At 67.7% G+C, this 23,810-nt stretch carries 23 protein-coding genes; 10 read left to right on the top strand and 13 right to left on the bottom strand.

Features of this window, described 5'->3' with window-relative positions:
- Positions 1-6 precede the first annotated feature (6 nt).
- The gene (locus AC5P7F_RS14915; protein WP_046433165.1) at positions 7-804 is read left to right on the top strand and encodes a TatD family hydrolase; all 798 of its coding nucleotides are present in this window, start codon (positions 7-9) and stop codon (positions 802-804) included.
- 55 nt (positions 805-859) lie between these two features.
- Here the strand turns inward: AC5P7F_RS14915 and AC5P7F_RS14920 are convergent, their stop codons facing one another.
- The 5 genes from AC5P7F_RS14920 to AC5P7F_RS14940 form a co-directional block, all read right to left on the bottom strand.
- Positions 860-1,744 carry a Rossmann-fold NAD(P)-binding domain-containing protein gene (locus AC5P7F_RS14920; RefSeq protein WP_262243158.1) on the bottom strand — a complete coding sequence of 295 codons (885 nt, stop codon included), beginning with the start codon at positions 1,742-1,744 and terminating at the stop codon, positions 860-862.
- On the bottom strand, positions 1,741-2,679 hold the full coding sequence (gene panE, locus AC5P7F_RS14925) for a 2-dehydropantoate 2-reductase (RefSeq protein ID WP_164076997.1): 939 nt from the start codon (positions 2,677-2,679) through the stop codon (positions 1,741-1,743). The genes AC5P7F_RS14920 and panE overlap by 4 nt, the downstream gene beginning before the upstream one ends.
- Before the next feature lie 187 nt (positions 2,680-2,866).
- Positions 2,867-3,634: a hypothetical protein gene (locus tag AC5P7F_RS14930; protein WP_164076998.1), complete on the bottom strand. Its 768-nt coding sequence runs from the start codon at positions 3,632-3,634 to the stop codon at positions 2,867-2,869.
- Positions 3,635-3,890: 256 nt separating this feature from the next.
- Entirely contained in the window at positions 3,891-4,682 is a 792-nt protein-coding gene (locus AC5P7F_RS14935; RefSeq protein WP_014038898.1) for an ABC transporter permease, read from the bottom strand.
- Positions 4,679-5,647 (bottom strand): ATP-binding cassette domain-containing protein, encoded by a 969-nt coding sequence (locus AC5P7F_RS14940; RefSeq protein ID WP_164076999.1) that lies wholly within the window; start codon positions 5,645-5,647, stop codon positions 4,679-4,681. The genes AC5P7F_RS14935 and AC5P7F_RS14940 overlap by 4 nt, the downstream gene beginning before the upstream one ends.
- 84 nt (positions 5,648-5,731) lie before the next feature.
- Between AC5P7F_RS14940 and AC5P7F_RS14945 the strand changes: the two genes are divergently transcribed.
- Positions 5,732-6,481 (top strand): ferredoxin--NADP reductase, encoded by a 750-nt coding sequence (locus tag AC5P7F_RS14945; RefSeq protein ID WP_014648809.1) that lies wholly within the window; start codon positions 5,732-5,734, stop codon positions 6,479-6,481.
- Positions 6,482-6,746: 265 nt separating this feature from the next.
- Here the strand turns inward: AC5P7F_RS14945 and AC5P7F_RS14950 are convergent, their stop codons facing one another.
- The 3 genes from AC5P7F_RS14950 to AC5P7F_RS14960 form a co-directional block, all read right to left on the bottom strand.
- On the bottom strand, positions 6,747-7,916 hold the full coding sequence (locus tag AC5P7F_RS14950) for a lytic polysaccharide monooxygenase (RefSeq protein WP_142235043.1): 1,170 nt from the start codon (positions 7,914-7,916) through the stop codon (positions 6,747-6,749).
- A 181-nt stretch (positions 7,917-8,097) separates the two neighbouring features.
- Entirely contained in the window at positions 8,098-9,267 is a 1,170-nt protein-coding gene (locus AC5P7F_RS14955) for a lytic polysaccharide monooxygenase (protein WP_164077001.1), read from the bottom strand.
- A 191-nt stretch (positions 9,268-9,458) separates the two neighbouring features.
- Positions 9,459-9,986, bottom strand: a complete 528-nt coding sequence (locus AC5P7F_RS14960) for a DUF1203 domain-containing protein (protein WP_164077002.1) — start codon at positions 9,984-9,986, stop codon at positions 9,459-9,461.
- Positions 9,987-10,282: 296 nt separating this feature from the next.
- On the opposite strand from AC5P7F_RS14960, the gene AC5P7F_RS14965 reads away from it, so the two are divergent.
- The 3 genes from AC5P7F_RS14965 to AC5P7F_RS14975 are packed head-to-tail and all read left to right on the top strand — an operon-like array spanning position 10,283 to position 13,733.
- Positions 10,283-11,809, top strand: a complete 1,527-nt coding sequence (locus tag AC5P7F_RS14965) for an alpha/beta fold hydrolase (protein WP_164077003.1) — start codon at positions 10,283-10,285, stop codon at positions 11,807-11,809.
- Positions 11,806-12,552, top strand: coding sequence for an ABC transporter ATP-binding protein (locus AC5P7F_RS14970; RefSeq protein ID WP_046433110.1), 747 nt, complete (start codon positions 11,806-11,808; stop codon positions 12,550-12,552). Before AC5P7F_RS14965 ends, AC5P7F_RS14970 begins: the two co-directional genes overlap by 4 nt.
- The gene (locus AC5P7F_RS14975; protein WP_126411496.1) at positions 12,549-13,733 is read left to right on the top strand and encodes an ABC transporter permease; all 1,185 of its coding nucleotides are present in this window, start codon (positions 12,549-12,551) and stop codon (positions 13,731-13,733) included. The genes AC5P7F_RS14970 and AC5P7F_RS14975 overlap by 4 nt, the downstream gene beginning before the upstream one ends.
- A gap of 24 nt (positions 13,734-13,757) precedes the next feature.
- Here the strand turns inward: AC5P7F_RS14975 and AC5P7F_RS14980 are convergent, their stop codons facing one another.
- A complete protein-coding gene (locus tag AC5P7F_RS14980; RefSeq protein WP_164077004.1) occupies positions 13,758-14,468 on the bottom strand; it encodes a transposase in 711 nt (236 codons plus the stop codon).
- Between the two features lie 99 nt (positions 14,469-14,567).
- The gene (locus AC5P7F_RS14985) at positions 14,568-15,365 is read right to left on the bottom strand and encodes a helix-turn-helix domain-containing protein (RefSeq protein ID WP_164077005.1); all 798 of its coding nucleotides are present in this window, start codon (positions 15,363-15,365) and stop codon (positions 14,568-14,570) included.
- Positions 15,366-15,443: 78 nt separating this feature from the next.
- Here AC5P7F_RS14985 and AC5P7F_RS14990 point away from each other — a divergent pair, with 78 nt between their 5' ends.
- On the top strand, positions 15,444-15,698 hold the full coding sequence (locus AC5P7F_RS14990; protein WP_049442042.1) for a hypothetical protein: 255 nt from the start codon (positions 15,444-15,446) through the stop codon (positions 15,696-15,698).
- Between the two features lie 83 nt (positions 15,699-15,781).
- Here AC5P7F_RS14990 and AC5P7F_RS14995 read toward each other — a convergent pair whose 3' ends face one another.
- Both AC5P7F_RS14995 and AC5P7F_RS15000 read right to left on the bottom strand, forming a co-directional pair.
- Positions 15,782-16,795 carry an energy transducer TonB gene (locus tag AC5P7F_RS14995; protein ID WP_014648799.1) on the bottom strand — a complete coding sequence of 338 codons (1,014 nt, stop codon included), beginning with the start codon at positions 16,793-16,795 and terminating at the stop codon, positions 15,782-15,784.
- 201 nt (positions 16,796-16,996) lie between these two features.
- The gene (locus tag AC5P7F_RS15000; RefSeq protein ID WP_019661669.1) at positions 16,997-17,638 is read right to left on the bottom strand and encodes a TIGR00645 family protein; all 642 of its coding nucleotides are present in this window, start codon (positions 17,636-17,638) and stop codon (positions 16,997-16,999) included.
- 110 nt (positions 17,639-17,748) lie between these two features.
- On the opposite strand from AC5P7F_RS15000, the gene AC5P7F_RS15005 reads away from it, so the two are divergent.
- From AC5P7F_RS15005 to AC5P7F_RS15020, 4 genes are all read left to right on the top strand, one after another.
- Positions 17,749-18,438: a glutathione binding-like protein gene (locus AC5P7F_RS15005; RefSeq protein ID WP_046433096.1), complete on the top strand. Its 690-nt coding sequence runs from the start codon at positions 17,749-17,751 to the stop codon at positions 18,436-18,438.
- A gap of 163 nt (positions 18,439-18,601) precedes the next feature.
- Positions 18,602-20,827, top strand: coding sequence for a S9 family peptidase (locus tag AC5P7F_RS15010; protein ID WP_197641365.1), 2,226 nt, complete (start codon positions 18,602-18,604; stop codon positions 20,825-20,827).
- A gap of 25 nt (positions 20,828-20,852) precedes the next feature.
- The gene (locus AC5P7F_RS15015; RefSeq protein ID WP_014648795.1) at positions 20,853-21,368 is read left to right on the top strand and encodes a cytochrome c oxidase assembly factor Coa1 family protein; all 516 of its coding nucleotides are present in this window, start codon (positions 20,853-20,855) and stop codon (positions 21,366-21,368) included.
- A 67-nt stretch (positions 21,369-21,435) separates the two neighbouring features.
- Positions 21,436-23,235: a DUF885 domain-containing protein gene (locus tag AC5P7F_RS15020; protein ID WP_046433089.1), complete on the top strand. Its 1,800-nt coding sequence runs from the start codon at positions 21,436-21,438 to the stop codon at positions 23,233-23,235.
- Positions 23,236-23,340: 105 nt separating this feature from the next.
- On the opposite strand, the gene AC5P7F_RS15025 is transcribed toward AC5P7F_RS15020, so the two are convergent.
- Positions 23,341-23,799, bottom strand: a complete 459-nt coding sequence (locus tag AC5P7F_RS15025; RefSeq protein WP_005420187.1) for a hypothetical protein — start codon at positions 23,797-23,799, stop codon at positions 23,341-23,343.
- Positions 23,800-23,810 lie beyond the last annotated feature (11 nt).

Consider the following 23,810-nt stretch of genomic DNA (forward strand, 5'->3'; position numbering starts at 1 on the left):
ATGACCATGCACCTGATCGATATCGGCGCCAACCTGACCCACGACTCCTTCGACCGCGACCGCGATGCCGTGCTGGACCGCGCGCGCCAGGCCGGCGTGGTGCAGATGGTCATCACCGGTGCCAGCCGCGAGCACTCGCCACTGGCCCTGCAGTTGGCCCAGCAGCACCCCGGCTTCCTGTACGCCACCGCCGGCGTGCACCCGCACCACGCGGTGGAATACACCGAGGAATGCGATGCCGAAATGCGCGCGCTGCATGCCCACCCGGAAGTAGTGGCGGTGGGGGAGTGCGGGCTGGACTACTTCCGCGATTTCTCGCCGCGCCCGGCCCAGCACCGCGCGTTCGAGCGCCAGCTGCAGCTGGCCGCGGACAATGGCAAGCCCCTGTTCCTGCACCAGCGCGATGCGCATGCCGATTTCATGGCACAGATGAAGAACTTCGAAGGCCGCATCGGCCCGGCGGTGGTGCATTGCTTCACCGGTGAGCGTGACGAGCTGTTCGACTACCTGGACCAGGACTGGTACATCGGCATCACCGGCTGGCTGTGCGACGAGCGCCGTGGCGCGCACCTGCGCGAACTGGTGAAGAACATCCCGGCCAACCGCCTGATGATCGAGACCGACGCACCGTACCTGCTGCCGCGCACGCTGAAGCCGATGCCGAAGGACCGCCGCAACGAACCGATGTTCCTGTCGCACATCGTGGAAGAACTGGCGCGTGACCGTGGCGAGGACGTGGCAGTGACCGCCGCGAATGCAACGGCCGCGACGCGTACGTTCTTCCGCCTGCCCGGCGCAGGTTGATGGTAGTGCCGGCCGCTGGCCGGCAACACGGTTGATTGCCGGCCAGCGGCCGGCACTACCGGAGCAGGTCGCGCAGGCCCTCACGGTAGCTGGGGAACCGCGGCGCCCACGCCAGTGCTTCACGCGTGCCACGGCTGTCGATGCGCTTGTTGCTCTGGTAGAAGCGTCGCAGGGTCGGGCTGAGTGCAGGGTCGTCCCATGCCACGGCAGGTGGCATCGCAAACCCGCCCAGCTGCGCGGCGAAGGCCAGTACCTCCTGCGGCGGTGCCGGCTCGTCATCGGCCGGCAGATACAGGCCATCCACGCACGGCCGCTGCATCGACGCGATAACGACCGTCACCAGGTCATCCACGTGCAGCCGGTTGAATAGCAGCCCGGGACGCACTACGTGGCGGGCACGTCCCTGCGCCAGCTGCAGCAGCGCATTGCGCCCCGGCCCGTACAGGCCGGGCAGGCGGAACACTGCCGATGCGATGCCGCGTTCTCCTGCAAGCGCACGCCATTGCGCTTCGGCCCGCAGGCGCTGCACGCCGGCTGCTTCAGTGGCATCGGCTGCGCTGCGCTCGTCGACCCAGCCGCCGGCGCGGTCGGCATACACCGAGGTGGACGACAGATAGCCCACCCAGCGCAATGCCGGGCTGGCCCGCAGCGCGGGCAACAGCAGGCGCAGTGCAGGATCGCCATCGGGGTCGGGTGGCACGCTGCACAGCACGGCCTCGGCCTGCGCGATCTCATCGAGCAGGGTGGGCGATGGCGTGGCATCGGCACCCAGCGGATGGCGACGCAGACCATCGCGTGGTGCCGATGCGGGATCGCGTACCGTGCCGGCGACGTGTGCGCCCAATGCCTGCAGATGTCGGGCCAGCGCACAGCCACTCCAGCCCAGCCCGAGGATCAGCACCCGCGAGGGCAATGCACTGGCGGCAGAGATGAAGCTCACGCGCCGCGCAGTGCCTGGTAGGCCTGCAGGCTGCTGTAGGCGACCTGCAGCAGCAGGGCTTCCTGGTCGGCCTTGCGCGCGCGGGCCAGCATGTCGCCGACGATCTGTTCGGCCTCCACCTGTTGGCTGGCTTCCAGGTCACGCAGCATCGATGCCTTCAGTGCCGAGCCGGCCTGGGTCAGGGTGCCGCGCGCGGTGTCCTGCGCGGCCTCGGGAACCGGTTCACCGGCGGCTTCGGCCACGGCCAGGCATTCGTCGTACAGGCCGCGCACGATCGCCTCGCCATCATCGGTGGCAACGATGGTGCCGATGTCGGCGCGCAGCAGGCAGGTCGCCGCCGCCAGCGCGGTAAGGAAGGTGTACTTGATCCATTGTTCCTGGCCGATGTGTTCGCTGGCCAGGTGATCAAGATGGGCCTGCGCGCAGACCGCAGCGAAGGCGCGCACGCGCGTCGAAGCCAGGCCGCCGTCGCGCTCGCCGAAGGTGAGCTTGGCCGGTTTGCCCAGGTGCAGCACCGCACCGTCGGGGGCCTTGGTGGCGCTGATGAAGCACAGGCCGCCAAGCACGGCGTCGCGGCCGAAGCGCGCGTCCAGTGCGTTGTAGTGATGCAGGCCGTTGAGGATCGGCAGCACGGTGGTGCCTGCGCCCACGGCCGGGGCAATGGCGTCGATCGAGCTGTCCAGGTCGTAGGCCTTGCAGCTGAGGATGACCAGGTCGAACGGCTTCTGCGCGGCCAATGCGGGCAGTGCATCAGCGGTGACATGCTGCACGGGGAAGCTGGCATCGCCGAGCGGGCTGCGGATGACCAGGCCGTCGCGATCCAGCTGGGCGGCGCGCGCGGGGCGCACGAGGAAGGTCACGTCCACACCGGCCTGGGCCAGGCGACCACCGAAGTAACCGCCGGTACCGCCGGCGCCGAGGATCAGGATGCGCATTGCACGTTCACCGTGTTCTGGGGAATCAGGATTTCGATTGTGCCGGAGATCGCGGCCAACGGCGGTGCCCCTCGTGGTGGTTCGCGGAAAGCACGGTTCAGCGGGGTTGGCCGGGTGCGGCCACCACGGAAAACAGATCAGGAGCGGAAGCGGGCCGCTCGCTGCGCGAGCGCGTGTAGAACCGCGCTCAGGGCAGCTGTTCGCTGAAGCCTTCGGTGTATCCCAATAGAAGCGTGGTGCGGGAGCACAGCGTTGCAGCCAGTTGTGACCAGGTGTCGTGCGTTCCGGCAGCGTAGACGCGCTGCAGGTCCGCGACGAGAGCGTCCGCTTCCGCAGGCGACGGCGCGCTGTCACGCTGGAAGCCCAGCCACGATGCGCCAAGCCCGAACAGGCGGTAGTCGTGGTGCTTTTGCAGGTGCCGGATCAGGGCGTGGTTCTGGAAGATGTTCCAGTCCGCGCTGAAGTAGCCGTTGGGCAGGGCGGCGATCAGCAGGTCGTCACGATCCGCGGGCACCTGTTGTACGCAGACCACCTCGTCGACGATGAGATCCGGTGCGGCATTGGCCGCGACCAATGCCTCGATGTCTGCGTCATTGCACATCAGCGTGCCCGCCAGCGTGCTCCATTCCAGCCGATGCGTCGAATGCTCAAGCTGCGCGACCACATGCGCCAGCAACCGCCCGCGTGCCGCCAACGCATCGTCGGGGGTCGCCGGGTCTTCGTCCTCGTAGAGCGCGATGCGCGCGTCGTCTGACGCGTGCATGCTGGTGTAGCGGCACTGGCCGGCATCATCGAGCGTGCACAGGTAGCGATACCGGGGATCAGCCGCGTGCCGCGAGGCCAGGTATTCCAGCACCTCATCCAGCGTGGGTGAATCGCCCAGCAACGCATGGCTGAAGGCATCGATGGGGCCGTCCGACACGGCTTTGTCCAGCGCAATGGAAGTGATCTTCATCGCCACAGCCTAGCTGCAATCCCGAACGAGAAAAGCGGAACATCGGCTTTGCCGTGAAAGCTCCATCCACGCATGGCGTCGATCCATCGTGTCGACCAAGGTCGACACCTACCAGCAGCAGCGGAGAACGACATCCCGGCAGATCGCCGGAATTTGCCATCCCCCGGATAGTCAGCTTTTGCCGTTGCCGTTGCCGTTGTCGTTGAAGTTGACGTTGATTCGGCGGGTGCAGGGCCGCAGGCCCTGCAGGCCACCCTTAGCTGCGCATGCCCACGCCACGGCGCAGCAGCCACAGCGCCAGCGCCGTCAGCGCCACCACGAAGCCGATCATCAACCCATAGGCCACCGGCAGCGGCACATCGCTGCTGCCCAGCAGGCCATAGCGGAACGCATTGACCATGTAGAAGATCGGGTTCGCGTGCGTGGCCGCTTCGGCCCAGCCCGGCAGCAGCTTCACCGAATAGAACACGCCACCCAGGTAGGTCAGCGGGGTCAGGATGAAGGTCGGCACGATCGCCACGTCGTCGAACTTCTTCGCATACACCGCATTGATGAAACCGGCCAGCGAGAAGATCGTCGCGCCCAGGATCACCGTGGTCAGCATCACCAGCGGGTGCGGAATGCGCACCGGGGTGAAGAACATCGCGATGATCAGCACGATCACGCCCACCATCAGGCCGCGCAGCACGGCGCCGGCCACGTAGCCCCACAGGATCACCCAGTTCGGCATCGGGCTGACCAGCAGCTCTTCCACGTGGCGGCCGAACTTGGCACCGAAGAACGAGGAACTGATGTTGCCGTAGCTGTTCTGGATCACGCTCATCATCACCAGGCCCGGCACGATGAACTGCATGTACGTGTAGCCGCCCATGTCACCCACGCGCGACCCGATCAGGTTGCCGAAGATCAGGAAGTACAGGGTCATGGTGATCGCCGGCGGCACCAGGGTCTGGCCCCAGATGCGCATGATGCGGGCGACTTCGCGGCGCACGATGGTCATCAGTGCGATGCGGTTGCGCTGGCCGTCGGTCAGCTCGGTGGTGCTCATGCAGGCTTCTCCAGGTTGCCGGTGAGGCGCACGAACAGCTCCTCCAGGCGGTTGCTCTTGGTACGCATCGAACGCACGCGGATACCGGCCTCGTTGAGCGTGGCGAACACGCGGTTGAGGTCCATTGCGCGCGGCATGTCGATGTCCAGCGTGTGCGGGTCCGGCGCGGTCAGGGTCGCGCCCTCGATCACCGGCAGCTGCGCCGGCAGGTCACCGTCGATGTCCAGCAGGAAGCCCTCCACGTCCAGCTTGGCCAGCAGGGTGCGCATCGGCCCCTGCTCGACGATCTGGCCATGGTTGATGATCGCCAGGTGGCGGCACAGGTACTCGGCTTCTTCCAGATAGTGCGTGGTGAGGATGATCGTGGTGCCGGCAGCGTTGATCTCCTTCAGCACGCGCCACATGTCGCGGCGGATCTCGATGTCCACGCCGGCGGTCGGCTCATCCAGGATCAGCAGGCGTGGGCGGGTCATCATTGCGCGGGCGATCATCAGCCGGCGCTTCATGCCGCCGGACAGCGTGCGGCTCATCACCTGCGCCTTTTCCCACAGGTGGGCCCGCTTCAGTTCCTCTTCGGCGCGCTGCTCCGCTTCCTCGCGCGGCACGCCGTAGAAGCCGGCGTAGTTCACCAGGATGTCGAAGGGCTTTTCGAACAGGTTGAAGTTGATTTCCTGCGGCACCAGCCCGATCAGGCGCATGGTGGCGCTGCGGTTGCGCACCAGGTCGCTGCCGAACACGTCCACCTGGCCCTCGCTGAGGTTGACCAGGGAGCTGATGATGCCGATCAGGGTCGACTTGCCGGCACCGTTGGGGCCCAGCAGGGCGAAGAAGTCGCCCGGGGCCACTTCCAGGGAAACCCCCTTCAGGGCCTGGGTGCCGTTGTCGTAGGTCTTGCGCAGGTCGCGCACGCGCAGGGCGGGCGCCGTATCGTTCTGGGATGCCAAGCTCGAAGCCTTCGCGCCCATGGGCTGGCGCTGGAGAGGGGCGGGGAGGGGCTATTATAGAAGACCCCGAGGGCTTGCCCCGGCTACACACTGTCCCGAAAAGTCGTGCCTGTTCAATTCCCCCTCAAGCTGGTCGGCCGCCGCATGCTGGCCCCGACCGTCGGCCACTACCAGTTCGTGCGTGACGATGGGCAGCCGCTGGATTTCCAGCCCGGCCAGTTCATCCAGGTCCATTTCAGCTACGCCGATGGCACCGAAACCAAGCGCAGCTACTCGCTGGCGACCATTCACGACCACGCACTGGGCCCGGGCGAGGCGGTGGATATCGCGGTCAGCTTCGTGCCCGGTGGCGCCGCCACCGCGCTGTTCGAGGCGCTGGAGCACGGCGGCCAGATCAGTGCATCCGGCCCCTACGGCCGCTTCTGCCTGAATCCCGGTGACCACAATGCCCGCTACCTGCTGATCGCCACCGGTACCGGCGTTACCCCGTACCGCTCGATGCTGCCGCTGCTGGAAAAGGCCATGGCCGAACGTGGTGCGCAGATCGTACTGCTGCAGGGCGCGCGCAGCCCGGGCGAGCTGCTGTACAGCGAGGATTTCTACAGCTTCGCCGAAAAACACCCGAACTTCCGCTATGTTCCATGCCTGTCGCGCGAACTACCCGCCGATCCGCATCCGGACGTGCAGCACGGTTACGTGCAGCAGGCGCTGGCCGGTTTCACGCCGGACCCGGCCACGGACATCGCCTACCTGTGCGGCAACCCGGACATGGTCGATGCCTGCGCCGAGCTGCTGAAGGCCGCCGGCCTGGGCAACCCGCAGATCCGCCGCGAGAAGTACGTCAGCAGCAAATAGGTCCGGCTGGTGCCGGCCGCTGGCCGGCAACCCCACGAACCTGGTAGTGCCGGCCGCTGGCCGGCAACCACACGAACCCCGGTAGTACCGGCCGCTGGCCGGCAACGGCATGAACCCCGGTAGTGCCGGCCGCTGGCCGGCAACCCCACGAACCCCGGTAGTACCGGCCGCTGGCCGGCAACCGCACGAACCCCGGTAGTGCCGGCCGCTGGCCGGCAACCCTGGAAACCGGAGGCGACCCCACGCCGCCCCCGGTGCCCTGCCTTCAGTACTCGATCCAGGCATCACGCCAGGCAGAGCCGGTACCCGGGCGGTAGGCCTCTGCATTGATGTTGCACCAGGCGCCTTCCGGGAACGGGCGGCAGGCATACAGCTTGCCGTCGGTGCCCTTCACCACGGTCTGGCCCGGCGTGTAGCTGCCGATACCCGCGGGGTATACGAAGTCGTAGTCGTCAGCCGGCGGCGGATCGATCGGATCGACCGGATCCGGCACGCGGGTATCGAGCTGGAACAGGTGGCCTGGCTTCAGATAGACGCGGTTCCCGGTAGCCGAGGCGACGGGCGTGATCACGCCGTTCTTCATCACCCCCACGCGCGCCTGCTGCGCAGTGCCATTGACCTTGTGGGCCAGTGCCAGCGGCCACTGGTTCGCAGCGGTCTGGCCGGCGGCAAGGGTGATCTGCGGGCTTTCCAGATCGTTGCCCTGGGCGTTGAAGACCCGCAGGGTCAGGATGGTGCCCACGTCCAGCGCACCACGGGCAGTGACCGGACCCGCGTCCTGCCACTGCGGCGGCGGGGTCACACCACCGCCCCCCTCGAAGCGCACGTCTGCGCAGGTATAGAACGCCTCGCCCGAATCCGAGCGCTGCCAGGTGTTGTAGATGATGTGCTGGCCGCTGCGCTTGGGTAGCGGGCAGTCCAGCTTGTAAACGTCACCGGAGACCGGCACGTTGCCCAGCGTGCAGAATTCCTGCAGGTCGGCCCAGCGCAGCGGGCTGCCCGGTTGCCAGCCATCGCGGGTGACATAGAACTTCCACTCGCGGGTGGCATGCGGGGCCGGCGCCTTGAACTCGAACGTGTAGCGGCCACGGGCGTCGGCTCGGATCGGCGAGGTCTGCCAGTCACTGCGGTTCAGATCCAGGCCGCGGTATTTGCTGTTGCCGCCGCTGCACAACTCGCCATCGGGCACGACGGCCTGGTGGTTGCCATGGGCCTCGGCCTGGTTGATCCCGGCCCAGTCATAGAACGGTTGCGCACCACCGATGGCCTTGGCGGCAGCGCAGGCGGGGTTGGTGGGATTTTCGGGATTGCCCTGGTAACAGGCATAGACACGGCTGGCGGGTTTGGACAGGGTGCCGTGGGCGAACGCGCTGCCAGAGGTGGCAATGCCTGCGATCACAGACAGCGCGATGACGGTCCGGTGTGACAGATGCATGGAGATCTCCTGTGGGTGGTGAAACCCCGCGAAGTCTCGACATCCCGCCCGCCCGCATCCATCGGATTACGTTGAAAAAAGCATCGCGTGGTTGCATATGGGAACGGCTTCACACTCACGCGCTGGCGCGTCTCACGCTATGCAGGGAACGGCGCTCTGCCACCGTTCCCTGTACCCGGTCTCAGTATGCAATCCACGCATCGCGCCAGGCCGCACCCACACCCGGCCGGTACGCCTCGGCGTTGACGTTGCACCATGCACCTTCCGGGAACGGGCGGCAGGCGTACAGCTTGCCGTCGCTGCCCTTCACCACGGTCTGGCCCGGCACATAGCTGCCGATGCCCGCCGGGTACACGTGGTCGAAATCACCGCCCGGTGACGGTGTACCCGGGTCGGGCACCTGGGTATCGAGCTGGAAGCGGTTGCCGTCCTTCAGGTACACGCGGTTGTCGTTGGCCGAGGCGGTCGGCGTGATCACGCCATTGGCAAGCACGCCCACGCGCGCGTGCTGGGCACTGGCATTGACCTTGCGGGCGAGCACCAACGGCCACTGCGCGGGTGCGGTCTGGCCGCTGGCCAGGGTGGCCTCCACACGTTCGACGTCATTGCCGTTGGCGTTGAACACGCGCAGCGCCAGCGTCGTGCCAACCGGCAGCTCACTGCGTGCGGTGACCGGGCCGGCGTCCTGCCATTGCGGTGCCGGTGCGGTCCCTCCGCCTCCCTGGAAGCGCACGTCCATGCAGGTATAGAACGCCTCGGTCGAATCCGAGCGCTGCCAGGTGTTGTAGATCACATGCTGGCCGGTGCGCTGCGGCAACGTGCACTGAAGCTTGTAGGTGCCGTCGGCCGACAGCGGCGTATTGCCCAGCGTGCAGAACTCCTGCAGGTCGGCCCAGCGCAGCGGGCTTCCCGGCTGCCAGCCTTCGCGGGTGACGAAGAAGCGCCAGTCGCGCGTGGCGTGTGGTGCGGTCGCCTTGAACACGAAAGTGAACTTGCCATTGGCATCGGCCTGGATCGGCGTGGTCTGCCAGTCACTGCGGTTCACGTCCAGGCCGCGGAAGGTCGGGTTGTTGCCGCTGCACAGCTTCCCGTCGGGCACCACGGCCTGATGGTTGCCGTTGGCGTTGGCCTGGTTGATGCCGTTCCAGTCGTAGAACGCCTGTGAACCGCCGATGGCCTTGGCCGCGGCACAGGCCGGGTTGGTCGGGTTCTCGGGATTGCCCTGGAAGCAGGCATAGACGCGGCTGACCGGCGTGGTCATCGTGCCGTGGGCGAACGCGCTGCCGGCCAGGCACAGGCCCGCAGCGGCGAACGAGGTGGCCAGCAACAGCGGTGTGGATCGGAATGACATGGCGCATCCTTGTGGTCGTCGAAAGGGAACGGTGACCGCAGGAGCTGCGCTGCGCGGCGGACTTTCGGCGGCACCACGGCGAGTATCGAGTCGCACTGCAGGCGACGGAACCATCGCAGTGCCGATCCGTGACTGCGCATGTGAAGCCCTTCCCGCAGGCTTCACGCAGGGCTGAACGGATGCGCTGGACGTCACGTGACCGGCGTGGCATCGATCACGTCATGGAGATCACGCGACGCAGTCCCGGTACCCACCCGATCTGCCTGGCACGAGAAACAGCCATGCGCCGCGTTGTGCAGCTGCACGAACGCCACCGACGGGTCGGCAAACAGTGCATCCAGGTGGTCGGCCACCTCGGTGCCCGCGCAGACCTGGGCACCGCACATCAGCGCGGCGTGGTCATAGGCACGCATCGAGATCATCCGGCGCTGCACATACGGGGGCACCTCGCCCGGCGGCAGGACGCAACGGGTCACGCCGCGCTGCACGAAGATCGGGCCGGCGGCGCGGTACGGCGAATGCAGCGGCAGGTGAACGTGGGACAGCAGGAGCAGCTCGCTGCCAGGCGCGGGGTCGCTCAGGCTGATCCGGCAGGGATGTCCGCCGTTGGCGCCGGCCCAGCGACGCTGGATGCCGAGCACGGCGAGCGCGCTGTCGCTCATCTCGAACAGGTGCAGGAACGGGCGGTGGTCGATGCCGCCTAGGTACCACGCGTGCATGGGCGTCTCCTTGGGTTTTCCGCGGATTGTGCGCATGCGCCGGTCGCCGTGCTCGCCGTTTTCAGACCCCGCATCGCCGTCGGGCCGGAACACTGGCCCTTGGGGTGCTGCTGGCCGCCGCCGATGCCGCCCTGCACGGGCCAAGGCCGAGCGCGGGACTGCCAGGTCTGCGCGCCGTCGGCGGCGGATTCGTCATTGCCCATCGCCGTCGGCGCGCTGCCCGTGTAAGTTGGGTCACATCTTCCGCGGCAGCCCGTCGTGGTCGACAGGAACGTCCTCCAGGGGAAACGAGCACGATGCAAAGACACCACCTCGCGCTGGCCGGGATGCTGGCCAGCCTGATGCTTGCCGGGTGCAGCCAACCGCCGCCGGCCGCCGCCGGAAGCGCCAGCGATGCACCCAGCCGCCGCTTCGGCACGATCGACTTCCAGCCCTGCACGTTGTCCACCGAAGGCGCCAGCGCCAACGTGGAGGCGCAGTGCGCCACCCTGCAGGTGCCGGAGAACCGGGTCCAGCCCGATGGCCGCCGGATCGGCCTGCGCATCGCCTGGCTGGAATCGGGCAGCAGCGGCGCCAGCCAGCCCGACCCGGTGTTCTTCCTGGCCGGCGGCCCCGGCCAGGCGGCCAGCGAGGTGGCGGTCATCGTCGATACCGCACTGCGCCAGGTGCGCAAGCAGCGCGACGTGTTCCTGATCGACCAGCGCGGCACCGGCGGCTCCAACCCGCTCAGCTGTCTGGGCGCAGATGGCAAGCCGCTGCAGATGGACGAGGATGCCGCGCCTTCCGAGGCATCGCTGCGCGACTACGCCCAGCGCTGCGCCGCATCGCTGCAGGGGCGTGCCGATGCGCGCTTCTACACCACCACCGAGGCGATCGCCGATCTGGATGCGGTGCGTGCGGCGCTCGGTGTGGACCAGCTGAACCTGGTTGGCGGCTCCTACGGTACCCGCGTGGCCCAGCGCTATGCCGGGGCCTATCCGCAGCACACCCGCAGCATCGTCATCGATGGCGTGGTACCGAACGAGCTGGTGGTCGGTGGCGACTTCGCGACCACCTTCGAGGATGCGATCGCCCTGCAGTCGGCGCAGTGCCGCAAGGATGCCGCGTGCAGCAAGCGTTTCCCGACCGACACCCGCGTGCAGCTGCGCAGCGTGGTCGACACCCTGCGCCGTGCACCGGTCTCGGTCGAGTATCGCGACCCGGGTACCAACGCACCGCGGCAGGATGTCCTGACGCCGGACAGCGTGGTCGGCCTGGCCTTCGCCTTCTCCTACGTGCCGCAGTATTCCTCGCTGCTGCCACTGGTACTGGATGAAGCCGCGCACGGTCGTTATGCCCCGTTGGCATCGCTGGCGCGCGGCGCGAACCGCAGCATGGATTTCCAGATCAACCGCGGCATGCAGTGGTCGGTGATCTGCAGCGAGGATGCGCCGCGCTACCACGCGCCGGCCGAGGACCCCGAGCGGCTGTTCGGCAACGAAGTGGCCAGCGCCTTCTTCGCCGCCTGCCCGGTGTGGCCGCACCGTCCGGCGCCGGCAACCGATGCCGTGCCGCTGCGCAGCGACGTGCCGGCACTGCTGCTGTCCGGTGAGCTGGACCCGGTGACCCCCCCGCGCTACGCCGCACAGGTGCTCAAGGGCCTGCCCAATGGCCGTGCGCTGGTCGCCCGTGGCCAGGGCCATGGCACGTTGACCGCCGGCTGCATGCCGCGGCTGCTCGGCCAGTTCATCGACAAGACCGATGCCAAGGCGCTGGATGCCGGCTGCCTGGACACGCTGAGCTACGTGCCGGCGTTCACCTCGTTCAACGGATGGGAACCATGATCGTCGCCGACAACCTGCACAAGGCCTTCGATACCCGCACGGGCCGCATCCAGGCGGTCGCCAACGTCGGCTTCCGCGCCGGCGATGGGCAGATCACCGGCCTGCTCGGCCCCAACGGTGCCGGCAAGACCACCACCATGCGCATGCTCTACACGCTGATGACCCCGGACCAGGGCAGCATCAGCGTCGATGGCATCGATGCCGCCGGCAATCCGGTGGAGGTACGTCGCCACCTGGGCGTACTGCCCGATGCGCGCGGCGTCTACAAGCGTCTGACCGCGCGCGAGAACATCGCCTACTTCGGCGAGCTGCATGGCCTGTCGGCCGAGCGCATCCGCGAACGCATCGAGGTGCTGTCGCACGCGCTGGACATGGGCGACATCCTCGACCGGCAGACCGATGGCTTCTCGCAGGGCCAGCGCACCAAGACCGCGATTGCCCGCGCGCTGGTGCACGATCCGCGCAACGTCATCCTCGACGAACCGACCAACGGCCTGGACGTGATGACCACGCGCGCGCTGCGCCGCTTCCTGCTGGGCCTGCGCGAAGAGGGTCGCTGCGTGATCCTGTCCAGCCACATCATGCAGGAGGTGGGCGCGTTGTGTGACCACATCGTGATCATCGCCAAGGGCACGGTGATGGCCGCCGGCAGCGCCGATGATCTGCGTGCGCAGGCCGGTGAAGCCAATCTTGAGGACGCGTTCGTGAAACTGATCGGCAGCGAAGAGGGCCTGCACGCATGAGCATGATGTCGACCCTGATGACGGTGATGCGCAAGGAACTGCGCGACCTGTCGCGTGACCGCCGCACGCTGCTGCTGACCCTGCTGTTCGGGCCGCTGCTGTACCCGGTGCTGCTGCTGGGCATGGGCAAGCTGGCCGAGAGCCGGGTGCGCACCCAGATCGAGGAGCCGTTGCAGATCCCGACGATCGGCGCGGAGAACGCGCCGAACCTGGTGCGCTTCCTCGCCGCACAGGGCCTCAATGCCGCACCGGCGCCGAAGGACCTGGCCGAAGCCATCCGCAGCCAGGATATCGATGTGGCGCTGCGCATCAGCGGGGACTTCGGCAAGGACTGGGCCGAGGGCAAGCCGGCGCTGGTGGAGGTGATCAAGGACAGCACGCGTCGCGCGGCCGAGGTACCCAGTGCACGCCTCGAGGCGGCGCTGGCCACCTACAACGGCCAGGTCGGTGCCTTGCGCCTGATGGCACGCGGCATCGATGCACAGGTGGCACGCCCGCTGGACGTGGCACGCCAGGACCTGGCCAGTGCCGAGGCCAAGCGCGGCATGATCCTGTCGATGCTGCTGCCGGTACTGCTGACGCTGACCTCGTTCATCGGGGGCGCCTACCTGGTGATGGACGCCACCGCCGGCGAGCGCGAGCGGCAGTCGCTGGAACCCCTGCTGGCCACGCCGGGCTCCCGCAGCGCGATCGTCAGCGGCAAGATCGCCGCCGCCTGCGTGGTCGGTTTCGTGTCGCTGCTGCTGACCCTGGTCGCGTTCAAGGTGAGCGCGCAGATCGCACCCGGCAACATCGGCCGCCAGTTCAACATGAACGTCGGCTCGATGCTGCAGATGTTGCTGGTGATGCTGCCGATGCTGCTGATCGGCACCTCGCTGCTGACCTTCCTGTCGGCCGCGGCCAAGAGCATGAAGGAAGCGCAGAGCCACATGACCTGGCTGATGCTGCTGCCGATGCTGCCCGGCTACGCACTGGTGGCCTATCCGCTGAAGAGCGAACTGTGGCAGTACGCCGTGCCGTTCCTGTCGCAGAACCAGATGCTGCTGAAGGTGATCCGCCACGAGACCATCACCCCGACGGTCTGGGCGATCTACCTTGGTGCCAGCCTCGGCCTGGCCGCCGTGCTGTGGTTCGCCGCCGTGCGCCGCTACCACAACGAGCGCCTGGCCATCTCCGGCTGACCCCAAAAAAGGGGACGGAGGGGATTAAGTCGTTTCTGCCCCTCCCGTCCCCTCCTTGCGCGGGCGGCCTTGTCTTCGCATCGCCACCGGCCGGCCGAGCATCTTCTCTACCATCCGCAGGAACGCAGCATCCCCCAACGGACGCTGTTTGGCGCTATGACTGCGGATTGCGGGCAGATCGGCGGACGCATTCACATCGCGCAGGAATCGCGCATACACCGTTGTCCTGTTGCGAGCGGTCGCGGCCAACGCTCTGAATGCGGGATGCGGGGTCAGCATGGGGTCATCGCGTCGTTGAAGGTTGCCGTGCACGCTGGACCACGGATGATCTTCAGCACTGACCGCAATGCCGGCACGAACGGGATTGCGTTCGATGTAGCGGTATACGCTGAGCAGGTAAGCGTCGCTGTCGATCATCGAGGAATGGAAGCGGCCCTGCCACAGGGGACCGGTGCGGCCGTGCCACTGGTTGAAAGCCTGCACATAGTTATTGCCCTGCATGCGCATTGCATCGGCCAGCCCACGCTGCGTGGATGGCGTGGCCAGCAGGTGGATGTGGTTGTCCATCAGTACGTAGGCATGCAGTGCGACGCGGTGCTTGAGGAAAGCGCTGTGCAGCAGATGCAGGAACAGTTGCCGGTCGATGTCGTCGACAAAGATCGCACCCTTGCTCACACCGCGCTGGATCACGTGATAGGCCTGGCCGGCCAGCATCAGGCGCGCTTTTCGGGGCATGGGATTCCCAGGTCGAAGGGGGCCTCAGCCTGGCATCGGCACCGTGGCGTAGGGCATCAGGTAATGCCGCGCAGGCGTATCGGAGGAGTCAGAAGCGACTTAATCCTCTCCGTCCCCTTTTGCGTACCGCGCGGGCGTTACCCCCATCTCGCGCTTGAATACGTTGATGAAGGAACTGGGGGTGTCGTAGCCCATCGACAGGGCGACGCTGATCACCGGCTCGCCTGCCAGCAGGCGTGGCAGTGACAGCAGCACGCGCAGGCGCTGCCGCCACTGGCCCAGGGCCATGCCTGTTTCGGCCTGCCAACGGCGGGCGAGGCTGCGGCTGGACAGTCCGCTGGCGGCTGCCCACGCTTCGACGCTGCGCAGGTCGTCCGGCGAACGCGCCAGCGCCGCCGCGATCCGCCGCAACCGGCGATCCCGCGGCTGTGGCAGGGCAAATGGCAAGGGAGTGCTGGCACGGATCTCATCGGCGATGACGCCGGCCAGGCGTGCCTGCGCAGCGTCCAGTGCCTGATGCGGCCAGCGCAGTGCGCGCGTCACCGCCGCCTGCAACAGCGCATCGGGTTGGAAAATACGGGGCAGCGGGGGCAGATCCAGGCCGGCATCGGCGCGGACGTACAGGCTCCAGCCATCGAACCCGTCTGCCCCGAGCAGCGCATGGGGCAGCAGCGGCGGTATCCAGGCAACGTGCCCGGCCGGAAGCAGCCACTGCAGATTCCCGGCTTCGATCCGCAACAGGCCCTGATGGGCGCCCAGCAATTGACCGCGCCGGTGTTGGTGGCGGGCGGTGCGCCGCCTCCCGGGCACGCGCAGCTGGCCGGCCAGCACGATGGGGCCGCCGTCGGCGTCCGCCAATGCCGGATCAATCAAGCCGGTCGGTGTCTGATCTGCCATATCCATTGGCAGTTATACGGCAGAAGCGCCGATCCGCGCGCGCCACACTGGGCGCCCATTTCAACACGAGCCGCCCCGATGCAGCCCCAGGACATCCTTCCCGACCACCAGAACGAAGTACAGGTAAACGGCCTCACCGTGCGCAAGGGCAGCGTCGGCGCCTTCCTCGCCAGCGTCCGTGACTGGCAGGACCCCGCCAGCGATGACGCCACCCGGGCCACCGCCGAAGCAGATCTGCGTGGGCTGCTGCCGGGCCTGCATGCGCTGGGCCTGTTCCAGGTGCTGGCCGCGCGCGATCCGGCACTGCAACGCCTGATCGACAGCCTCTCCTGAAACGAACACGGCCCGGACATGCCGGGCCGTGTCCTCATTGCGGGGGCGGAAACGACTTAATCCCCTCCGTCCCCTTTTTGCGGTCAGGTGCCGCCCGGGGCGAATACCAGGGTACGGCGGGTGGTGACCGGTGCGCTGACCGGCTCGAAGCGCCAGCGCTTGACCGCGTTCATGGCCTCGCGATCGAAGACGCGCGACGGTGTTGCGCGCAGCACGCGGGCGTTGGTCACTGAGCCGTCGGTGCCGACGGTGATTTCCACCAGCACTTCGCCGGAGGTGCCTGCACGCAGTGCCTCGGACGGATAGCGCGGCGCCGGGGTGCTGACCGGGCGCAGGTTCGGCGCCGCAGCGGCCGCTGGAGCCGCGGCCTGGCGTGCGGCACTGGCCTGCTGGGCGGCGGCCTGCTGCTGCTTCAGCTCGGCTTCGCGGCGCGCGGCGGCCTGGCGCTCGGCTTCCTGGCGCTCGTTGTCGCGGCGGGCGGCATCCTGCTGCGCAGCGATCTGCTTGGCCGCGTCGGCTTCCTTGGCACGCTGCTCGGCCAGGCGCTGCTGTTCGGTCTGCTGCTTGCTGCGGTCCTCGGCGTCCTTCTTGGCCTTCTCGGCTTCGGCCTCGGTGCGCTTGGCCGCGTTCTGCACGCCCTTGGCCAGGCCGTCCTTCAGGCGCGGCAGGGCCGGCGCGGATGCATCCACCTTCTCGATCAGCGCCACCAGCCGCTGCGCTTCGGTGTAGTCCTCGCGCCCCAGGTGCTGCTCGGCGGCGATCAGGGTGTACGGCAGCAGGTCGGTCAGCGCGCTCTTCACCGAGGCGTCGTCCGGGGTCTTGTCGCGCAGGGCGAGGTAGTACTCGATGGCGTTGTCGCCGGCCGGCGCGTACATGCGGTTCTCGCGCAGGGCCTGGCTGGCCGACTCACGCAGCTGCTCGGTGCCCATCGACTGCACCTTGGCGGCGACCACCGGTGCGGCCGGTGCAGCGGCGGTGGGGGCGGCGGCCGGAGCCGGTGCTGCGGATTCTTCCTTGCCCGAGCAGGCGGCCAGCGCCAGTGCCAAAGCAACCGGCAGCCACCGGCGCGCGGCGGTGATCGTTGAGACGTGCGACATCCTGCTCCCCTTTAGAAGACGACGTGACGTAAATCATTGATATGCATGGCCGGGACCCGTGGTCCAGGCGCGGCAGGGTGGCGTTTCCCGACGCCACTGCCGGCAACGGCGAGGATGCAATCTAGCATCCCGGCCACTGCCCCGCACAAGGGGTGGTGGCCGGGTGGGGCTGCGGCGATCATGTCGTGGCCGGCGGCGACCTCAGTGGTCGTGTGCCTTGTCGTGCGACTTGCTGTGGCCGTTGGACATCAGCTTGTCGGTCCAGGCGATGCCGATCGCCGACAGGATGAACACGCAGTGGATGATGGTCTGCCACAGCACGCCTTCCTGGGTCATGGTCGTGCAGGTATCGACGCCAGCGTTGTAGAAGCTGGTCGAAGCAGAAGACACTGCTGCCGCCCATTGTTCCGGCTTGCACAGTGGCAGTCCCTTCAGCGCGCTGGTGGCAATGAAGGTCTTCAGCAGGTGGATCGAGGAGATGCCGATGATCGCCATCGCCAGCTTCACCTTCAGCACGCTGGCGTTGACGTGGCTCAGCCATTCCGGCTGGTCCGGGTGGCCTTCCAGGCGCAGGCGCGAGACGAAGGTCTCGTAGCCGCCGACGATCACCATCACCAGCAGGTTGGAGATCATCACCACGTCGATCAGGCCCAGCACGATCAGCATGATCTGCTGTTCGCCCATCGACACCGAGTGGGACAGCAGGTGCCACAGTTCCTTGCCGAACAGGAACACGTAGACGCACTGGGCAAGGATCAGGCCCAGGTACAGCGGCAGCTGCAGCCAGCGCGAGGCGAAGATCAGCGAGGACAACGGGGACAGGGGACGGGGACTGTGGCTCATGCAGGACAGTGCGTTTCGGGGGAGCCGCGAGGTTACCGGCCCGCCATGACGGTGCCAACCCAACTCACGCACTAGACTTCAGGTTCCTTTCCGCACCCCGAGCCGACGCCATGATCGACCTGTATTACTGGCCCACCCCGAACGGCCACAAAGTGACCCTGCTGTTGGAGGAAGCCGGCCTGGAGTACCGCATCCACCCGGTCAACATCGGATCGGGTGACCAGTTCAAGCCAGAGTTCCTGGCCATCTCGCCCAACAACAAGATGCCGGCCATCGTCGACCACGCCCCGGCCGATGGCGGTGCCCCGCAGAGCGTGTTCGAGTCCGGTGCGATCCTGCTGTACCTGGCCGAGAAGACCGGCCGCTTCCTGCCCAGCGACCCGCGCGGCCGCGTGGCCACCCTGGAATGGCTGTTCTGGCAGATGGCCGGGCTGGGCCCGATGAGTGGCCAGATGGGCCACTTCAACGTGTACGCACCAGAAAAAATTCCCTATGCCATCGAGCGCTACGACAACGAAGTGCGCCGCCTGCACGGGGTGATGGACAAGCGCCTGGCCCAGCACGCCTTCCTGGCCGGCGACGAGTACACCATCGCCGACATGGCCAGCTACCCGTGGATCGGCGCCTACGACAAGCTGCCGGTGGACTTCGCCGCGTTCCCGAACCTCAAGCGCTGGCACGAGGCCATCGCCGCGCGCCCGGCCACCCAGCGCGCCTATGCGCTGCGCCAGCAGGTGAACCCGAACGCCGGCAAGCCGCTCAGCGACGAAGAGCGCAAGCACCTGTTCGGCCAGCGCTGACTCGCCGCGGGGTCGGATCCCTTTGCAACGCAAAGGGCCCTGACCCCAGCACCGCAGCATGGGCAGAAGGTCATGCTGCCTTCCTGCACGGGCTTGGTTAGGATGGGGGAACGACCGCCCCGCGCCCGCCGCCGGGCGGACCTGCCGTTTGCCGGGATCCTCCATGCGCCACCTGTTCGCTTCGCTTGCCCTCATGCTCGCCACCAGTACCGCCGCCCACGCCGAAAAGCTGACCCTGGAGGCCATCACCGGCCCGCTGCCGCTGTCCGGCCCGACCCTGATGAAGCCCAAGGTGGCGCCGGACGGTTCGCAGGTCAGTTTCCTGCGCGGCAAGGACAGCGATCGCAACCAGCTGGATCTGTGGACCTACGACATCGGCAGTGGCCAGACCCGGTTGCTGGTTGATTCCAAGGTGGTGCTGCCCGGCACCGAGACCCTCAGCGATGAGGAAAAGACGCGCCGCGAGCGCCAGCGCATCGCCGCGATGACCGGCATTGTCGATTACCAGTGGTCGCCGGACGCACAGCGCCTGCTGTTCCCGTTGGGCGGCGAGCTGTACCTGTACGACCTGAAGCAGCAGGGGGCGGCGGCCGTGCGCCAGCTGACCCACGGTGAGGGCTTCGCCACCGACGCCAAGCTGTCGCCCAAGGGCGGCTTCGTCAGCTTCATCCGCGGCCGCAACCTGTGGGTGATCGACCTGGCCAGTGGAAAGCAGCTGCAGCTGACCCGCGACGGCAGCACCACCATCGGCAACGGCGTGGCCGAGTTCGTCGCCGATGAAGAGATGGACCGCCACACCGGTTACTGGTGGGCACCGGACGATTCGGCCATCGCGTTCGCGCGCATCGACGAGGCACCGGTGCCGGTGCAGAAGCGCTACGAGGTCTACGCCGACCGCACCGATGTGATCGAACAGCGTTACCCGGCCGCCGGTGACGCCAATGTGCGCGTGCAGCTGGGCGTGATCGCACCGGCCGCCGAGGCGCAGCCGCGCTGGATCGACCTGGGCAAGGAACAGGACATCTACCTGGCCCGCGTCGATTGGCGCGATGCGCAGCACCTGAGCTTCCAGCGCCAGTCGCGCGACCAGAAGCAGCTGGACCTGGTGGAAGTGGCACTCGACTCCAACCGCCAGCGCGTACTCGCCCACGAAACCAGCCCGACCTGGGTGCCGCTGCACAACAGCCTGCGCTTCCTTGAAGACGGCAGCGTACTGTGGTCGTCCGAGCGCACCGGCTTCCAGCACCTGTACCGCATCGACAGCAACGGCAAGACCACCGCGCTGACCCACGGCAACTGGCCGGTGGACGAGCTGCTGGCGGTGGATGAGACGGCCGGCAAGGCCTACTTCCGTGCCGGCATCGAAAGCCCGCGCGAAAGCCAGATCTACGCGGTATCGCTGCAGGGCGGTGAGCCGCAGCGCCTGTCGAAGGCGCCGGGCATGCACAGCGCCACGTTCGCCCGCAATGCCAGCGTCTATGTGGACAGCTGGTCCAACAGCACCACGCCGCCGCAGATCGAGCTGTTCCGCGCCAACGGCGAGAAGATCGCCACACTGGTGGAAAACAACCTGGCCGATCCCAAGCACCCGTATGCGCGCTACCGCGACGCGCAGCGCCCGGTCGAGTTCGGCACGCTCACCGCCGCCGACGGCAAGACGCCGCTGCACTACAGCCTGATCAAGCCGGCCGGCTTCGATCCGTCCAGGCGCTACCCGGTGGCGGTGTATGTCTATGGCGGCCCGGCCAGCCAGACTGTCACCGACAGCTGGCCCGGCCGTGGCGACCATCTGTTTAACCAGTACCTGGCCCAGCAGGGCTACGTCGTGTTCTCGCTGGACAACCGCGGCACCCCGCGCCGCGGCCGCGACTTCGGTGGTGCGCTGTACGGGAAGCAGGGCACGGTGGAAGTGACCGACCAGCTGCGCGGCGTGGCCTGGCTCAAGCAGCAGCCGTGGGTGGACCCGGCGCGCATCGGCGTGCAGGGCTGGTCCAACGGCGGTTACATGACCCTGATGCTGCTGGCCAAGGCGTCGAACCAGTACGCCTGCGGCGTGGCCGGTGCCCCGGTCACCGACTGGGGCCTGTACGACAGCCATTACACCGAGCGCTACATGGACCTGCCGGCGCGCAACGACGCCGGTTACCGTGAAGCGCGCGTGCTGACCCACATCGATGGGCTGCGCTCGCCGTTGCTGCTGATCCACGGCATGGCGGACGACAACGTGCTGTTCACCAATTCGACCAGTCTGATGAGCGCGCTGCAGAAGCGCGGACAGCCGTTCGAGCTGATGACCTACCCGGGTGCCAAGCATGGCCTGTCCGGCGCCGACGCCCTGCATCGCTACCGTGTGGCCGAAGCCTTCCTGGGGCGCTGCCTGAAGCCTTGAAACACAGACGGGAAGGAGCCCGCCGATGACACTGCCGCCGCCGATTCCCACCCACGGCCCGAAGCCCGCCGGCTGGTGGTCCCGCCACTGGCGCTGGGCGATGCCCGTGGCCGTGCTGCTGGTGCTGGCCGGGGCCGGTGGCACGGTGGCCTGGAGCGTGCTGCGCTGGAGTGAGGCGGCACGCGAGAGCCCACCGATGCGCGAGGCGATGCGTCGCGCCGGCTGCAGCATCGAACTGGTGGAAGCCTTCGGCGAGCCGCTGCGTACCGAATCGATGCCGCTGGGCAGCATGCAGACCGCGCTCAACGGCCAGCGCGATGTCGGCCTGACCGTGGCCCTGGAAGGCCCCCGCGCACACGGCCGGTTGTTCGTGAAGGGCACCCGCAGTGACGACGTGTGGGACTACCCGGTGATGTACGTGCTGGGCGAGAACAAGCAGACCTTCGACCTGACTGCGCTGGATGACGATGAGGCCGCGCAGGAATGCGAACTGCAGGCCTGCCGCGAACGCGGCGAATGCCCGCTGACCGCAGCGTTGTGACCTCCGGCCGATTGTCGCCACCGCGCTGAGCGCGTAGGGTGCGGGCAACCCTGTCCTGGAGTGCACCATGAAGCCGATCGCGTTGGCCGTTGCCCTGGCCCTGACCGCCGCCCCGCTGCTGTCCGCACCGCCAGCGCTGGCGGCACCCGCCGCCAAGGCCGCCACACCGGCCAGCCCGGCCTGGGTGGCCCGCAGCAACGCACTGGCGCAGATCCTGCTCGATGCGCAGGGCCCGTTCCAGCCGGAAGAAACCGGCTTCTTCGGCGTGCCCGGCTACGACGACAAGGTGGCCGACCTCGGCGCGGACAACGGCAAGCGCTACCGCGCCGCGATGGCCAAGGCCCGCGACGAACTGAAGGCGAAGCTGGCCACCGAGCAGGATCCCAACGTCCGCCAGGACCTGGAGATCATGATCCACGCCGCCAACCAGAACATCGAAGGCAGTGAGCTCAACGAGAAGTACCTGCTGCCGTGGAGTGACGCGCCGCAGACGGTGTTCAGCGGCCTCAACCTGCTGCTGTCCGACCAGGTGCCGGCCGAGCGCCGGGCCAAGGCGATCGACCGCCTCAAGGCTTACGCCGGCCTGCAGCCGGGCGGCACCGCGTTCACCACGCTGGCCCGCCAGCGCTACGAAGAGCGCTTGAAGGACAGCAGCCTGTTGCAGCCGACGAAGATCGAAGTGCAGCAGTCGCTGGACAACGTCGAGACCTACATCAGCGGCATCGAGTCGCTGCTGAAGAAGTACCAGATCGCCGGCGCCGATGAAGCGATGAAGGCCCTGGCCGGGCAGATGAAGGACTACGCCAGCTGGACGCGCTCGACCGTGCTGCCGAAGGCGCGCACCGACGCACGGCTGCCGGCGCCGCTGTACGCCTACCAGCTCAAGCAGGTCGGCATCGACATCGACCCGAAGCTGCTGATGCAGCGCGCGCAGCTGGAGTTCATGGAAACCCGCTCGGCGATGCAGCAGCTGGCGCCGCTGGTGGTGAAGGAGAAGGGCCTGAAGGTGGCCGACCCGAGCGACCCGGTGGCGGTGATCCGCGCGCTGAAGGCCGACAAGATCGCCGACGACCATCTGGAAGGCCACTACCGCAAGGTGATCGATGCGATCGATCCGCTGATCCGCGAGCACGCCATCGTCGACGTGCCCAAGCGCGCCATGCAGATGCGCCTGGGTTCGGCCGCCGAGAGCGCGGCCAGCCCGGCCCCGCATTTCCTGCCTGCGCCGCTGGTCAACAACACCGGGCAGCAGGGCACCTTCGTGCTGCCGCTGGGCAACCCGGCCGCGGGCCCGGGCGCACAGTACGACGACTTCAACTTCGGTGCGGCGGCGTGGACGCTGAGTGCGCATGAAGGCCGCCCCGGCCACGAGCTGCAGTTCACCGCGATGGTCGAGCGCGGCGTGTCGCTGGCACGCACCATGTTCGCGTTCAATTCGGTGAACGTGGAAGGCTGGGCGCTCTATGCCGAGGCCGAGATGGTGCCGTACGAGCCGCTGGACGGGCAGATGATCGCCCTGCAGTTCCGCCTGCTGCGCGCCGCACGCGCGATGCTCGACCCGATGCTCAACCTCGGCCTGACCGACCGCGCCAACGGCGAGCGCGTGCTGATGGAGCAGGTCGGCCTGTCCAAGGCGATGGCCACCCAGGAACTGGACCGCTACATGGTGCGCATGCCGGGCCAGGCCGGCAGCTACTTCTACGGCTACACCCGTATCCTGGAACTGCGCATGCAGACTGAGCTGGCACTGGGTGCGAAGTTCGACCGCCTGGCGTTCAACAACTTCCTGCTCGACCAGGGCCTGCTGCCGCCGGACCAGCTGGCCGACGCGGTGAACAAGGTGTTCGTGCCGAAGTACAAGCGCTGAACACCCCCCGGTAGTGCCGGCCGCTGGCCGGCATTCCCCTGACGTCGGGAGGATTCCTGAGGTTGCCGGCCAGCGGCCGGCACTACCTGCGGTGATGCTGCCGCGTCACCGCTGCGGGGTGATCACCTGCGTCGGCAGTCGTGCCGGCGGTTCCGGGTTCGGCACCCAGATCGCCACGCCGGCGGCGCGCTTCTGCGTGGTCGGAATACCGATGCCGACGCCACCGCCGACATGCGAGCCGAACGTGCCGGCACCCACCGACATGCCCACCGGTGAGCCGCTGCTGCCCACGCCCATCAGCACCACGCCATTGGCGCCCAGCGCTGCGGCCTCGCGCTTCAGGCGCGCCACCGCTGCATCGGTCTGGCCCTGCGTGCCGAAGCCCACGGCAGACGCCGATTCCAGCTGGGCGATTTCCTGGGAGCCGGCCGGCGGCGTCGAATAGATCTGCACCAGTGCCGGATCGATCGGCGCGCGGGCGCGCCCCAGCATGACCTTGGAGGTGCTGGCACAGCCGGCGGCGACCAGCAGGATGGCCGCCAACGCGGCCCAACGGATGTTCATGGCACGACCCC

The sequence above is a fragment of the Stenotrophomonas sp. YJH_SMC_105-26 genome (genome assembly GCF_059368915.1).